Raw genomic sequence first — 12,435 nt, forward strand, 5'->3', positions numbered from 1 at the left:
GTCCAAAACCCTTGGGGACGGCTCCGGAGAGCCATCCCGTTGTCAACTACATCCTTTTGGGCGCCAGAGGCTTGACACCGTGGCTCATAGAAGGATGACAAGCTATGGCGCACCAACGGCTTGGGCGCACCGGGTGCACGGTGTGTACCCCCTCTCCCACGCTGTTTGTGGGAGAGGGTGGACGAGCCTAGGCGAGGACGGGTGAGGGCCCCACGGCAGCCGAGGCCCCGGCATCCGTGACCGCTGCCGCGCCCAAGCTTGTACCCATCCGCGGCTAGATCCTTCGGCCCGCGAGGTTCGGCGTACGGGCGAGTACGGAACGCCTGGGCCTCAGGATGACAAGCTCCCGCGCTAGGACGACAGCTCCCGCGCGAGGACGCCAGATCCCGCGCCAGGATGACAGGCTGCGCTTCGGGATCAGCTCTTGACCAGGGTGCCGAACGCGTAGCGCCACCCGAAGCGCTCGATCAGCTCCAGCATCAGCACCACCGGGAGGCCCATGACGGCGAAGTAGTCGCCGTCGATCCCCTCCACCACCGCCGAGCCGAAGCCCTGGATGCCATACGCACCGGCCTTGTCCATCGGCTCTCCCGTGGCCACGTACTCCTTCCACGTGCGCTCGTCCAGGTCGCGAAAACGCACCTTTACGCGCGCCAGCCCCGTCTCCACCCGGCTGCCGTGCGCGATCGCTACACCGGTGCACACCTCGTGCTCCCGGCCGGAAAGGCGCGTCAGCATTTCCACGGCGTGCTCCTGGTCGCGCGGCTTGCCCAGCACCTCGCCGTCGATCACCACGATGGTGTCGGAGCCGATCACGATGGCATCCGGGCGCGCCGCCGCGATCTTCTGCGCCTTTTCGCGCGAAAGCCGCTCGGCGTGCTGCGGCGGCGTTTCACCCGACAGGTAGCTCTCGTCGATGTCGGCCGGGAGCGTTTCGAACGGCAGGGCCAGCCGCCCCAGCAGCTCGGCGCGGCGGGGCGACTGCGACGCGAGCACCAGCGGCGGCGGCGTGGGCGAATCGATCGGTTCGATGTACATCAGGGCTCTCGTTCAGGTCAGGACGCGGACGAGCACGCACTGCGAATCGCCATCGTCCAGCAGCATCTTGCCATCCGGCGTCAGGGTGATGGGCGAGCGCACCCCCGGCTGCCCCTCCAGCCACAGCCGCCCCCCGTCTTCCACGATCTGCGCGTGAAGCTCCAGCGTGGCGCCCGGATCCAGGACCATGTACAGCACCTCGCCATCGACGTCGATGATCATCGTCACGTCCCCGAACTCCGTGCGGAGAATCGGGTCGGCCGGATCGACCACCCACACGCCCACCACGTTCTGCAGCGTAACGGGGCCGAAACAGACCATCCTCAGCGCTCCAGAATCAGGGTGACCGGACCATCGTTCACCAGCTCCACCTGCATCATCGCCCCGAACTCGCCGGTCTGCACCGGGAGCCCCGTGGCCCGCAGCATCTGCAGAAACCGCTCGTACAGCGGGATGGCGATTTCCGGCCGCGCGGCCTCGACGAAGCTGGGCCGGCGCCCCTTGCGCGTGTCGCCGTACAGCGTGAACTGCGATACCACCAGCAGCCCGCCGCCCGCCTCCTGCACCGAGCGGTTCATCTTGCCCTCGTCATCCGCGAAGATGCGCAGGCCGGCCACCTTTTCCGCCATCCACGTCAGCGCATCATCGCCGTCGCCCTCGGTGAAGCCCACGAGCAGCAGCAGCCCGGGGCCGATCTCGCCCGTCACGCGCTCGCCGACGGTGACGCGCGCGCGGGCTACACGCTGCAGGACGATGCGCATGTCAGTGGCGGATGGCGAGCACTTCCAGCATGGGCGGCGTCGCGAAGAACCCGCCGGGATGCGCCTCGGCGGCCTGCCATGCGGCATCGAACGCCAGCCGCTCGTCCTGCGTCATCGCCCCGGAGGCGACCAGCGCCGGCAGGTAATTGTCGAAGAACGTGCGCGGCCAGCGCCATAGGACATCGCCCGGGCGCGCGACGCGCTGCACGGGGGTGATGGAAAGCACCTCCAGCCCGGCATCGGCCATCATGGCTGGCAGCCGCGCGGCCACGCCCGGATCGCCTCCACGTTCCCGCCACTGCGCAACGATGATGTCGATGCCGCGGCGGAATGCCGGATGATCGGGCGCGAGCTGCAGCCCCTCGTAGTGCGAGTAGTCGTGGATCACCATCCGCCCGCCCGGCTTCAGCGCACGAGCTGCGCCATGAATGGCCGATTCAGGGCGCTTGAGATAGGTGAGCACCCAGCGCGAGTAGACGCCGTCGTACTTCCCCGCCGCGAGTTCCAGCGACTCCGCGTCCTGCACGTGGGCCATCACGTTCCCCAGCCCGCGCGCGGCGGCCTGCGCCCGGGTGTGCGCCACGAAGCGCGGCGATACGTCCACCCCGGTCACGCTCCCGGCCTGGCCCACGAGCAGGGCCAGGTCGCACGTGGTGTAGCCGGGGCCGCAGCCCAGGTCCAGCACGTGGCTCCCGGCGACGAACCCGGCTCGTTCCCACGCCGCCGCCGCTTCGCGAATCCACACCTGGTGCTGAAAACCCAGCCGGTGCAGCTCGTCGTCGTGGGTGCCGAACAGGTACTCGTTTTCTTCAGGCATCTGGGTCGGGGGTTCGTGAGCGCCAACATAAGCGGCGTGGGGCCGGTCTGCGAGGGGAACATTTGAAGCCCGCCGATTACCCCCGGGTTGCGGAAATCTCACGCACGCGACACGCCACGATTTGGCAAAAAATCTCAGCCGAGGTCCATGCCGAGCTGCGCATCCGGGTGCGGCGCGGCGTCGAGCGAGCCGGGGGCGGTGGCGTCCTGCTCCCGAATCCACCGCTCGATGACGGCGACGACGTGCGCTCGCTCGGAATCCGACAGCGCGCGGCCCTTCGGAATGCGGTGCCACTTGACCAGGCAGCCCCGGCAGCAGGTTGCGGTTGCGTGCTGGGCGACGAACACCGGGTGCCCGCGCATGGGCGTCTGCTTGCCGTCGTTCTGCGGCTCGGCGGGAGCCAGGCGGGCGGCGATCATCTCGTCGGCGTGGCGCAGCACGGTCTCCATCCCCTTGGCGCGCAGGTACGCCAGGTCCGCTCCCCGCAGCCGGAAGCGGCGGCGGAAGGTGGAGCGGCCGAGCGCCTGGAAGAGCGCGTCGAGCGGATCGGGGGAGATTTGCGTCATGTGCGGCGGTACACGCGCGGCGGAATGATGATGCGAAAGATGGATCGCGCCCTCGCGTGACGGAGCGCGGCGGTGTATCGTCCTGTCTTGCGACACGCCACCGCCGACACTCGCCCCATACACAGCCGAATGGCACTTCCGAACGACGCCGGGCAGCCGCCCGCGAGAAGCAACAACCTGTCGAAGGCAGCCGCGGTGCTGGGCGCCGCCGGCCTCCTCCTGTACATCATGGGAGTCAAGCGCCGCCACCGGCTGGACAACCCGCGCGACACCGCCGAGGCCCGCCGCCCGGACCGCCGCGACGGCTGATCGAGCTTCGGTGGACGAAGGAATGGGTGCCCGGCCGCCGTTGTGCGTCCGGGCACCTCGTCTTTCATCCGCCCGCCCCCTGCCCCGCCAGGTCGATGGCCCACAGGCTTTCCTCGCCGGTGATGAACAGCCTCCGCCCATCCGCCCCGCCGAAGGTGCAGTTGGAGCACGAGTGAGGTGTGGGGATCAGCCCCAGCGCCTCGCCCGCCGCCGAGAACACCTGCACCCCCGCGCCGGACGAGGTCCAAACCCATGCTCGCGCGTCCACCGCGAATCCATCCGGCACCCCATCCTGGATCACGGCGAATACGCGGCGGTTGGAGAGAGCCCCGTCCGCCCCGACGTCGAACGCGATGATCTCGTGCCTGTCCAGGTCGGAATCCGCCACGTACAGCGTCCTGCCGTCCGGCGCGAACCCGATCCCGTTCGGCTGCTCCAGGTCCGCCATCCGCGTCAGCGTGCCCGTCCCGGGGTCGAACCGGTACACGCTGCGATGGTCCAGTTCCGGCTCGCCCGGGCAGCCCTGCCGCGGATTCTGCAGCCCGTACGTGGGATCGGTGAACCAGATGGCGCCATCCGCGGCCACGGCGGCGTCGTTCGGCGAGTTCAGCCGGCGGCCCTGGTATTCGCTCACCAGGATCGTGGGCTCGCCGCTCCCATCCGACGTGCTGACGCAGCGCCGCCCGTGCTCGCAGTGGATCAGCCGATCGCCATCCAGCGCATTCCCGTTCATGAACGCAGTCGGATCGATCAGCACGTCCACCGCGCCGTCCGGACGGAATCCGAACAGCCGCCGTCCGTCGATGTCGCTCCACACCAGCGTCTCGCGCGCGGCCCACCATACCGGCCCCTCGGCCCACAGCGCCTGGTCGTAGAGCGAGAGCAGGCGCGCACCGGGGGCCAGCACCTGGTCGAAACTCGGATCGTACGAAACGGGTGGGTCGAGGCCGTCCACCGGTGTGGGCGGACCGGGCTGGCGCACGCGGCAGAGCGGGGTTTCGGTCACTGGCGATGGAAGTCAGGGTTGATCTTCATCCCACTTTCTTCGTGTTCGATCTACCAAAGACGAAGCATCCATAGTGCCCAGCGGCACGGGGCACAGGCAAGTGCCTCGAATGGATCGGCATTCCACGCCCGCGCCCTCCATGCTCGCGCATCCGTCGCCTCTCTCGCCGCACCGGGAGCGTGGCTGTATCTTGGCGTCGGACAACCCGCACACCGACAGCGAGCGAGACGATGGCCGCAACCGACTTTCTGCAGCGAAACCGCGAACAGCACCTGGAAGAGCTGATGGACTGGCTGCGCATTCCCAGCGTCAGTGCCAAGAGCGAGCACAAGGCCGACACGGGGCGGGCCGCGGACTGGCTTGCGGACCGCATGCGTGAGGCGGGGCTGCAGACGGTGGAGGTGATTCCAACCGCGGGGCACCCCGTGGTCCTGGGCGAGTGGCGCGGCGCACCGGAAGGCGCGCCCACGCTGCTGATCTATGGCCACTACGACGTGCAGCCGCCCGAGCCGCTGGACGAGTGGACCACGGCCCCGTTCGAGCCCGAGGTGCGCGACGGCAACCTGTACGCCCGCGGCTCCGTGGACGACAAGGGCCAGGTGTACCTTCACGTCAAGGCCGTACAGGCCATGCTGGCCGACGGCGGAAGGCTGCCCGTGAACGTGGTGTTCTGCGTGGAGGGCGAGGAGGAGATCGGTTCGCCCAACCTGGCCGCCTTCCTGAAGGCCAACGTGCAGCGGCTGGCCTGTGACGCCGTGGTGATCTCCGACACCACCATGTTCGCGCCGGGCCTTCCCAGCATCACCACGGGGCTGCGCGGGCTGGCGTACATGGAAATCCGCGTGCAGGGCCCCTCGACGGACCTGCACTCGGGCGCGTACGGCGGCGCGGTGGTGAACCCGGCCAACGTGCTGGCCCGCATCATCTCGCAGCTGCACGACGAGCGCGGCCGGGTGAACATCCCCGGCTTCTACGACCGCGTCCGCGAGCTGACGGCCGAGCAGCGCCAGGCCATCGCCGCCCTGCCCTTCGAGGAAGAGGGCCTGCGCAAGGAAGTGGGTGCCCCCAAGCTGGGCGGCGAGGCGGGCTTCGGGCCGCTGGAGCGCATCTGGGCGCGGCCCACGCTGGACGTCAACGGCATGCTTTCCGGCTACACCGGCGAGGGCGCCAAGACGGTTCTCCCCGCGCGCGCCATGGCCAAGGTGTCCATGCGCCTGGTGCCCGACCAGGACTTCCACGAGGTGGAGCGCCTGTTCATCGACCACGTCCAGTCGCTGGCGCCCGAGGGGGTGACGGTGGAGGTGCTGGCGCTGCACGGGGGCCAGCCCTGGCACGCCGAGGGCGGCGGGCCGGTGTTCGACGCGGCCGCGCGGGCACTGGAGCAGGCGTGGGGGCGCAAGCCGGTCTTCATCCGCGAGGGCGGTTCCATCCCCATCGTGCAGGCGTTCCAGGAGACGCTGGGCGCGCCGGTGCTGATGATCGGCTTCGGCCTGCCCGGCGAGAACGCGCACGCGCCCAACGAGTGGATGTCGGTGGAGAACTTCCAGAAGGGCGCCGAGGCCGTCGCCCTGATGTACGAGGAATTGCGGTGACCTCTGCCGGCGAAGCGGAGGCGCGGGCGTTCGTCGAGCAGCTGCAGGCGCGCGCCGCGCCCCTGCAGACCGAGGCGAACCTCGCCTGGTGGGAGGCGGCCACGGGCGGTGGCGACGCGGCCCTGGAGCGCTCGGCCCGCGCGAGGTCGGAGTACCGCGCGCTCTTTTCCGATGCCGCCGGCGCCGCCCGGGTGCGTGCATGGCTCGCGTCCGCCGAGGTGCGAGAGCCGCTGCTTCGCCGGCAGCTGCAGCTGCTGGACTATGAGTTCACCCCCAACCAGCTTCCGCGCGACACCATCGACGACCTGGTGGCGCGCACGGCGGAGCTGGAGCGCACCTTCTACGGCTTTCGCGCGGAGATCGGCGGCGAGCGGGTGACCAACAACCGCATCGTCGACATTCTGGAAAAGGAGAACGACTCGGCGGTGCGGCGCGAGGCGTGGAGCGCCAGCAAGCAGGTGGGCGCGCGGGTGGCCGATCCCCTGCGCGAGCTGGTCCGCCGCCGCAACGCCGCGGCGCACTCGCTGGGCTTCGCCGATGCGTACGTGATGGACCTGGAGGTGCAGGAAATCTCCCCCGCTCGGCTGTTCGCGCTTCTGAATGAGTTCCGCGATTTGACGGATGAGCCGTTCCAGGCGCTGCGGGCGGAGCAGGACCGTGCGATGGCTGACCGCTTCGGCGTTTCGGCCGACGAGCTGCGGCCGTGGCACTGGGAAGACCCGTTCGGCCAAGAGGCGCCGGCCGCGCGCGGATTGGACCTGGATGCCTGGTTCGCGGGCCGCGACGCCGTGCAGGTCGCGGCCGGCTTCTTTTCCGGGATCGGCCTGCCGGTAGACGGGGTTCTCGCGCGCAGCGACCTGTACGAGCGGGAGGGTAAGGACCAGCACGCCTTCTGCCAGGACATCGACCGGCGGGGCGACGTGCGCATCCTGTGCAACCTGCGCCCCAATGAGAAGTGGATGGGCACGCTGCTTCACGAGTTGGGGCATGCCGTCTACGACTGCGAGGTCCCGCGCTCGCTGCCCTACGTGCTGCGCCAGCCCGCGCACATCCTCTCCACCGAGAGCGTGGCGATGTACTTCGGGCGGCTGACGCGCGAGCCGGCGTGGCTGCGCGAGGTGATGGGCGCCGAGGTGTCCGCCGCCGAGGCCGCGGAGATCCGCCGCCAGCTGCGGGCGGGGATGCTGGTCGCGGCGCGGTGGATGCTGGTGATGGTGTACTTCGAGCGCGAGCTGTACCGCGACCCGGATCGTGCGGACCTGAACGCCGTCTGGTGGAACCTGGTGGAGCGCATCCAGGGCGTCCGGCACCCCGAGGCGCGCGCGGACGGAACGGAGTGGGCGAGCAAGATCCACCTGTCGCTCTCGCCCGTGTACTATCACAACTACCTGCTGGGCGAGATGATGGCCTCGCAGGTGTCCGCCGCCATCCGGCGCGAGACGGGCCTTCCGCCGGACCGCAGCATTGCCGGCGAGCCGCGCGTGGGAGCCTTCTTCCGGGACCGCATCTTCGCCCCGGGCGCCACGGTGGACTGGAACGGCCTCCTGGTCCACGCTACGGGCGAGGAGTTGTCCCCCCGCCACTTCGTCCACCAGTTCGTCTGAATCCAGTGGGCAGGCGTGCCGGATGAGCATCGACGCATTACGCACCTTCGTCGCGTGGGCTTCAGTATACGCGGCGTTCGCCGTCTTCCTTGGCTATTCCGCGTACCTCCTGTACCTGGATCTGAAGGTCGGGGAGTACGTCAGGACCGAGCTGCCGCCGAAGTCGGAGCGGTGGAACCCCGAGTACTACAAGCCCGGTGCGGAGCCGTGGCTGGCCCGCTACCGGCTGTGGGACCGGTGGAGAATTGCGGTCTGGCTTGGATGCATCGTGGTCGGAAACCTGCTCTACTGGCTGCTAACCGCATAAAAAGGAAATCGGGCGTATCCCAGTGGATGCGCCCGATCGTGCTTCAGGAGGCGTCCTGCCGCCGTGGGCGGGCACGGCTCATCCCGACGGATCACCCCACCCGCGCTACTACGGTACCGATGGGCATGCCCAGGCGCACCGGCTGGTCCACCGCGAGGGACGGGAGCAGCTCCACGCGGCCGGGTTCGAAGACCAGGACCACGGTGGAGCCCAGGTGAAAGGTCATCACCTCGTCGCCGCGGTTCACGCGAACGGGCGGATCGTAGCTGCGCGCGGCGGATCGGTGGCCGCGGCGGTTCGTTACCCAGGCGTTCTCGCCCGGCGGCGCGTTCCACTCGCGGTCGAACGCCGCGCTGATGCGGCCCACGTTGTAGGCGCCCACCGCGACGACCGCGACGCGACCCATCGGCCCGTCCACGTGGCACATCAGCCGCTCGTTGCGCGCGAACAGGTCCTGCGTGTGCGCCACGGAGGGCGCGTTCACCGGCAGCAGCCACCCGGGAACGTGCCGCGCCTCGCGGATCTCCCCGCCGACGGGCGCGTGGATGCGGTGGTAGTCCTTGGGCGAGAGGTAGAGGGTGATGAACGCCCCGCCCTCGTACCGCGCCGCGGCCGCGTCGTCCTCCAGCAGCTGCGCCACTTCGTACAGCCGCCCCTTGGCCTGGATCAGCCGCCCCTCGCGCACCGTTCCCAGCTGCCCCACGGCCCCGTCCACCGGGCTGGCGACCACGGACGGGTCCGACGGCCAGGTGCGCGCGCCAGCCGCCAGCCTGCGGGTGAAGAAGCGGTTGAGGGTGGGATACGCCTCCAGCGGCAGCTCCGCCTCGGCTACCTCGGCGCCGACGGCGCGCGCGAAGGCGCCGAGGACGGCGGGGCGCACGCGCGGGGGAATGGGCGCATCCGCCAGCCGGCCGAAGCCGCGGCTGAGCGCGCCCTGCGGCAGGCGCTTGAGCAGCGACAGCGCGGCGCGCCAGCGGAGGGTAGGAAGCTCGGGCGATTCGTGGGATCGGTGCATTCCGGCGGCGGTGCCGGCCGCCGCCCCGGTGACGGAGCGCATCGGCCGCTGTGGTGTTAGATTGGGCGCGTCCCGGCGCTCGGGACGACGTCGACGAAAACGCGGATCATCAAGAACGGCAACGGCTTGAGTACCATCATCTCATCCACCATCCGAATCCCCAGCACCACCCGCGTGCTGGCGAACGGCCTGCGCGTGGTGGCGCACGAAGACCCGTCGGCGCCCATCGTTACGGTGCACCTTATGTTCCGGGCCGGCTCGCGAGACGAACGGCCGGGACGCACGGGGCTGGCGCACCTCCTGGAGCACCTGATGTTCGAGGGCTCGCAGCACGCGCCCAAGGGGCACTTCGACGACGCGCTGGAGCGCGTGGGCGGCAGCAACAACGGCAGCACCTGGCTTGACCGCACCAACTACTACGAGACGGTGCCCACGCACGCCGTGGAGCTGCCGCTGTGGCTGGAGCGCGACCGCATGGCGTTCTTCCTTCCCATGCTCACCGGCGAGGTGCTGGAACTGCAGCGCGGCGTGGTGATGAACGAGCGGCGCCAGGTGATCGAGAACCGCCCGTACGGAAAGGCCGACGAGGAGCTTCACGAATTGCTCTTTCCGCCGGACCATCCGTACTCGTGGCCCACCATCGGGTACATGCGCGACCTGGAGCAGATTACGCTCGAGGACGCCCGGGCATTCTACCAGACCTACTACACCCCGGGCAACGCGGTGCTCGTCTTTGCCGGCGACATCGCCGCCGACCGGGCCTTCGAGCTGGCCGAGCGCTACTTCGGCGACCTTCCCGCCGGCCCCGAGCTGCCGCCGCCGCCCGCGCCCGTTATGCCGCCGGCTCCGAACGGCGCCCGGCGGGTGATGGATGACGACGTCTCCTTTCCGCGCATCATGCAGGCCTTCGCCGTCCCAGCGTACGGCACGCCCGACTGGATTGCACTCGACGTGCTGGCCTACCTGCTGGCGGATGGAGACAGCAGCCGCCTGCAGCGGGCTCTGGTGCGCGACGGCCGGCTGGCGCAGGACGTGGATTCGTACCTGTATCCCACCGCGCTCTGCGGCGTCTTCGGGTTCGTCAGCACGGCGCGGTCGGAGGTGGAGCCCGAGGCGCTGGAGCACGCCATCCGCCAGGTGGTGGACGAGGTGATCGAGAACGGGGTGACGGACGAGGAACTGACCGGCGCCGTCCGCCGCGTGCGCCGCGACCAGGTGTCGGAACTGGCGACGGTGGAGGAGCGCGCGGACGCCCTGGCCTACGCCGCGACGGTTCTCGGCGACGCGGACGCGGTTCACACGGTGCTCGACGGCTACGCCGAGGTTACCACGGACGACCTGCGCCGCGTGGCCGCCGAGTACCTGGTGCCGGAGCGTGGCGCCACGCTGGTCGTGGTCCCCCGCCCCGGCCAGGACGACGAAGACGAGGAGGCGGGCGATGAGTGAAGTCTCGACGGTCGCCGTCCTTCCGCCGCCGGTTCCCGGCGCGCCTCCTCGCACTCGCGCTCCGCGCCCGGAGCGCTGGACGATGGACAACGGGCTGCGGGTGATCGCCCTGCCGCGATCCACCGTCCCCCAGGTGGTGCTGCGGATGGCGTTCGCCGCCGGCTCCGCCGCCGATCCCGCCGAGTTCCCCGGCACCGCCTCCCTCACCGGCGGCCTGCTGACGGAGGGAACGGAAACGATGTCGGCCGACGAGCTGAACGCGCGGCTCGACGGCCTGGGCGCGGCCGTCCACGCCAGCGTGGGCCACGACTTCGCCGAGGTGGAGGCCGTCTTCCTGTCGGAGACGCTGGCGGAGGGCATCGCGCTGGTGGCCGAGGTCGCCATCCGCCCGACCTTCCCCGAGCGCGAGGTGGAGCGCATCCGGGCCGAGTCGCTGGACGCCATCCTGTCGCGCCTGGACGAGCCGGCCAACGTGGCCGAAGACCGCTCGGCCCTGGAGGTGTTCGGCCCGGCGCACCCGTACGGCCACCCACCCTTCGGCACGGCGGAGGGCATCCGCACCGTGCCGCGCGAGGCCTTGGTGGCCTTTCACGCCGCGCACTACCGCCCCCGCGGCGCGTTCCTGGTGGCCTCGGGCGACTTCGACACGGCCGAGCTGCGCGCCCTCCTGGACGACGCATTCGCCGGATGGACGGGCGAGCCGCCGTCGATCGGATACGCCGCGGACGCGGACGTCGCGCTGGCGGCGGGCCAGCTGGTGGTGGTACCCTGGGAAGACGCGGCGCAATCCGAGATCCGCCTCGCGGGCCTCGGGCTGGATCGGCACTCGCCGGACTGGTTCGCGGGGTCCGTGGCCAACTACGTCCTGGGCGGCTCCACCATCACCGGCCGGCTCGGATCCAACCTGCGCGAGGACAAGGGATGGACGTACGGCGCACGCTCGTACTTCCTGCCCGGACTCGCGCTGGGTGGCTGGCTGGCGGAGACGGCGGTGGACGTGGAGGTGACGGCGGCCGCTGTCGAGGAGATGCTGGGCGAGATGCGGCGGCTGGTGGACGAGCGCGTTCCCGACGACGAGCTGCGCCGGGCCAAGGACGCCATGATCCTGTCGCTGCCGCGCTACTTCGAAACGCCCAGCGGCGTCGCCGGGCGCTTCGTCACCCTGGAGGCGTACAGCCTGCCGCACCACTACTGGGACACCTTTGCCGACCGCGTGGAGGCGGTGACGGCGGAAGACGTACAGCGCGTCGCCCGCCAGGTGTTCCACCCGGACCGGGTGGTGCGCGTGGTGGTCGGGGCGGTGCCGGAAGGGCACTGAACGAAAACGTGCCCGGTCCCGGGCGGGCATCGCCTGGGACCGGGCACCGCTGGTACGGTCGTGACCGGGGCTAGAACACCGTGTCGTTCCGCTCCGGCCGCCACACCGCGTCGTCGTCGGCCTCGTCGCGGTGCTCGGCGACGGCGGTGGCCAGCACGGGAACGGGCACGTTCCGCGAGTAGCGCATCATCCCTTCCCAGCCGCACGACGTGCACCAACGGCGGCCCATGAAGCGCCGGATGGGCGTGAGCATGCGGTGGCGCAGCAGGATGGTTTCGCCACTACAGCGGGGGCATTCGCGGCCGGCGGGCAGCAGGGCCACCAGGAGCGCCAGCGGCGCCAGGAGCATCACCACCCACAGCGCCGTCATGAACATCCAGAACATCGGGTCCTCCTGGTTCCTGCATCGGAGCCCTTGGGGCTGCACCGGCCGCCACCGGTACGATCGCCCATCTGCTCAGGCAACCCGCGTGCCGCCCGGTAGGCACGTGGACATCCGTTTCGGTCCGGCCGACATGCTGCGATTCGGCAGCCGCCCGCGGCTCGGCGGCGGGGCGTTTTTCGGGGCTGGCCCATGCTGGTGACCGTCGATCCGGCCCATCCCGAACCCGCCACGCTCGCCCACGCCGCACAGGTGCTGCGCGATGGCGGGCTCG

15 protein-coding genes are annotated in these 12,435 nt (G+C 70.3%); 6 read left to right on the forward strand and 9 right to left on the reverse strand.

Annotated features, from left to right (window positions below):
- Positions 1-417: 417 nt before the first annotated feature.
- From VIB55_RS22980 to VIB55_RS23000, 5 genes are all read right to left on the reverse strand, one after another.
- Positions 418-1,038, reverse strand: a complete 621-nt coding sequence (locus tag VIB55_RS22980) for a Maf family protein (protein WP_331879014.1) — start codon at positions 1,036-1,038, stop codon at positions 418-420.
- A gap of 12 nt (positions 1,039-1,050) precedes the next feature.
- Complete coding sequence (locus tag VIB55_RS22985) at positions 1,051-1,359, reverse strand: hypothetical protein (protein ID WP_331879015.1); 309 nt, start codon at positions 1,357-1,359, stop codon at positions 1,051-1,053.
- 2 nt (positions 1,360-1,361) lie between these two features.
- Positions 1,362-1,799, reverse strand: coding sequence for a D-aminoacyl-tRNA deacylase (gene dtd / locus VIB55_RS22990; RefSeq protein ID WP_331879016.1), 438 nt, complete (start codon positions 1,797-1,799; stop codon positions 1,362-1,364).
- A gap of 1 nt (position 1,800) precedes the next feature.
- Complete coding sequence (locus tag VIB55_RS22995) at positions 1,801-2,616, reverse strand: methyltransferase domain-containing protein (RefSeq protein ID WP_331879017.1); 816 nt, start codon at positions 2,614-2,616, stop codon at positions 1,801-1,803.
- Positions 2,617-2,750: 134 nt separating this feature from the next.
- Complete coding sequence (locus tag VIB55_RS23000; RefSeq protein ID WP_331879018.1) at positions 2,751-3,182, reverse strand: DUF4186 domain-containing protein; 432 nt, start codon at positions 3,180-3,182, stop codon at positions 2,751-2,753.
- A 129-nt stretch (positions 3,183-3,311) separates the two neighbouring features.
- Here VIB55_RS23000 and VIB55_RS23005 point away from each other — a divergent pair, with 129 nt between their 5' ends.
- A complete protein-coding gene (locus tag VIB55_RS23005; RefSeq protein ID WP_331879019.1) occupies positions 3,312-3,491 on the forward strand; it encodes a hypothetical protein in 180 nt (59 codons plus the stop codon).
- 64 nt (positions 3,492-3,555) lie between these two features.
- Here VIB55_RS23005 and VIB55_RS23010 read toward each other — a convergent pair whose 3' ends face one another.
- On the reverse strand, positions 3,556-4,497 hold the full coding sequence (locus VIB55_RS23010; RefSeq protein ID WP_331879020.1) for an SMP-30/gluconolactonase/LRE family protein: 942 nt from the start codon (positions 4,495-4,497) through the stop codon (positions 3,556-3,558).
- Positions 4,498-4,727: 230 nt separating this feature from the next.
- Between VIB55_RS23010 and VIB55_RS23015 the strand changes: the two genes are divergently transcribed.
- Genes VIB55_RS23015 through VIB55_RS23025 form a run of 3 tightly spaced genes read left to right on the forward strand, consistent with a single transcriptional unit; the run spans position 4,728 to position 8,000 of the window.
- Positions 4,728-6,089: a dipeptidase gene (locus VIB55_RS23015; protein ID WP_331879021.1), complete on the forward strand. Its 1,362-nt coding sequence runs from the start codon at positions 4,728-4,730 to the stop codon at positions 6,087-6,089.
- On the forward strand, positions 6,086-7,693 hold the full coding sequence (locus VIB55_RS23020; protein WP_331879022.1) for a M2 family metallopeptidase: 1,608 nt from the start codon (positions 6,086-6,088) through the stop codon (positions 7,691-7,693). Before VIB55_RS23015 ends, VIB55_RS23020 begins: the two co-directional genes overlap by 4 nt.
- Positions 7,694-7,715: 22 nt before the next feature.
- A complete protein-coding gene (locus VIB55_RS23025) occupies positions 7,716-8,000 on the forward strand; it encodes a hypothetical protein (RefSeq protein WP_331879023.1) in 285 nt (94 codons plus the stop codon).
- Positions 8,001-8,091: 91 nt separating this feature from the next.
- On the opposite strand, the gene asd is transcribed toward VIB55_RS23025, so the two are convergent.
- A complete protein-coding gene (asd, locus tag VIB55_RS23030) occupies positions 8,092-9,057 on the reverse strand; it encodes an archaetidylserine decarboxylase (protein WP_331879024.1) in 966 nt (321 codons plus the stop codon).
- 84 nt (positions 9,058-9,141) lie between these two features.
- Here asd and VIB55_RS23035 point away from each other — a divergent pair, with 84 nt between their 5' ends.
- Both VIB55_RS23035 and VIB55_RS23040 read left to right on the forward strand, forming a co-directional pair.
- Positions 9,142-10,461 carry a pitrilysin family protein gene (locus VIB55_RS23035; protein ID WP_331879025.1) on the forward strand — a complete coding sequence of 440 codons (1,320 nt, stop codon included), beginning with the start codon at positions 9,142-9,144 and terminating at the stop codon, positions 10,459-10,461.
- The gene (locus tag VIB55_RS23040) at positions 10,454-11,779 is read left to right on the forward strand and encodes a pitrilysin family protein (protein WP_331879026.1); all 1,326 of its coding nucleotides are present in this window, start codon (positions 10,454-10,456) and stop codon (positions 11,777-11,779) included. Before VIB55_RS23035 ends, VIB55_RS23040 begins: the two co-directional genes overlap by 8 nt.
- 70 nt (positions 11,780-11,849) lie before the next feature.
- On the opposite strand, the gene VIB55_RS23045 is transcribed toward VIB55_RS23040, so the two are convergent.
- Both VIB55_RS23045 and VIB55_RS23050 read right to left on the reverse strand, forming a co-directional pair.
- Positions 11,850-12,164: a hypothetical protein gene (locus tag VIB55_RS23045; RefSeq protein WP_331025094.1), complete on the reverse strand. Its 315-nt coding sequence runs from the start codon at positions 12,162-12,164 to the stop codon at positions 11,850-11,852.
- A gap of 72 nt (positions 12,165-12,236) precedes the next feature.
- A partial coding sequence (locus tag VIB55_RS23050) for a hypothetical protein (protein ID WP_331879027.1) occupies positions 12,237-12,435 on the reverse strand: 199 nt, incomplete at its 5' end.

It is taken from the genome of Longimicrobium sp., from assembly GCF_036554565.1.
Taxonomy (GTDB): domain Bacteria; phylum Gemmatimonadota; class Gemmatimonadetes; order Longimicrobiales; family Longimicrobiaceae; genus Longimicrobium.

Bases quoted from the DNA above. Each gene is read 5' to 3' on its own strand.
- VIB55_RS22980 (WP_331879014.1), bottom strand. From the start codon at position 1,038: ATGTACATCGAACCGATCGATTCGCCCACGCCGCCGCCGCTGGTGCTC.
- VIB55_RS22985 (WP_331879015.1), bottom strand. From the start codon at position 1,359: ATGGTCTGTTTCGGCCCCGTTACGCTGCAGAACGTGGTGGGCGTGTGG.
- dtd (WP_331879016.1), bottom strand. From the start codon at position 1,799: ATGCGCATCGTCCTGCAGCGTGTAGCCCGCGCGCGCGTCACCGTCGGC.
- VIB55_RS22995 (WP_331879017.1), bottom strand. From the start codon at position 2,616: ATGCCTGAAGAAAACGAGTACCTGTTCGGCACCCACGACGACGAGCTG.
- VIB55_RS23000 (WP_331879018.1), bottom strand. From the start codon at position 3,182: ATGACGCAAATCTCCCCCGATCCGCTCGACGCGCTCTTCCAGGCGCTC.
- VIB55_RS23005 (WP_331879019.1), top strand. From the start codon at position 3,312: ATGGCACTTCCGAACGACGCCGGGCAGCCGCCCGCGAGAAGCAACAAC.
- VIB55_RS23015 (WP_331879021.1), top strand. From the start codon at position 4,728: ATGGCCGCAACCGACTTTCTGCAGCGAAACCGCGAACAGCACCTGGAA.
- VIB55_RS23025 (WP_331879023.1), top strand. From the start codon at position 7,716: ATGAGCATCGACGCATTACGCACCTTCGTCGCGTGGGCTTCAGTATAC.
- asd (WP_331879024.1), bottom strand. From the start codon at position 9,057: ATGCGCTCCGTCACCGGGGCGGCGGCCGGCACCGCCGCCGGAATGCAC.
- VIB55_RS23040 (WP_331879026.1), top strand. From the start codon at position 10,454: ATGAGTGAAGTCTCGACGGTCGCCGTCCTTCCGCCGCCGGTTCCCGGC.
- VIB55_RS23045 (WP_331025094.1), bottom strand. From the start codon at position 12,164: ATGTTCTGGATGTTCATGACGGCGCTGTGGGTGGTGATGCTCCTGGCG.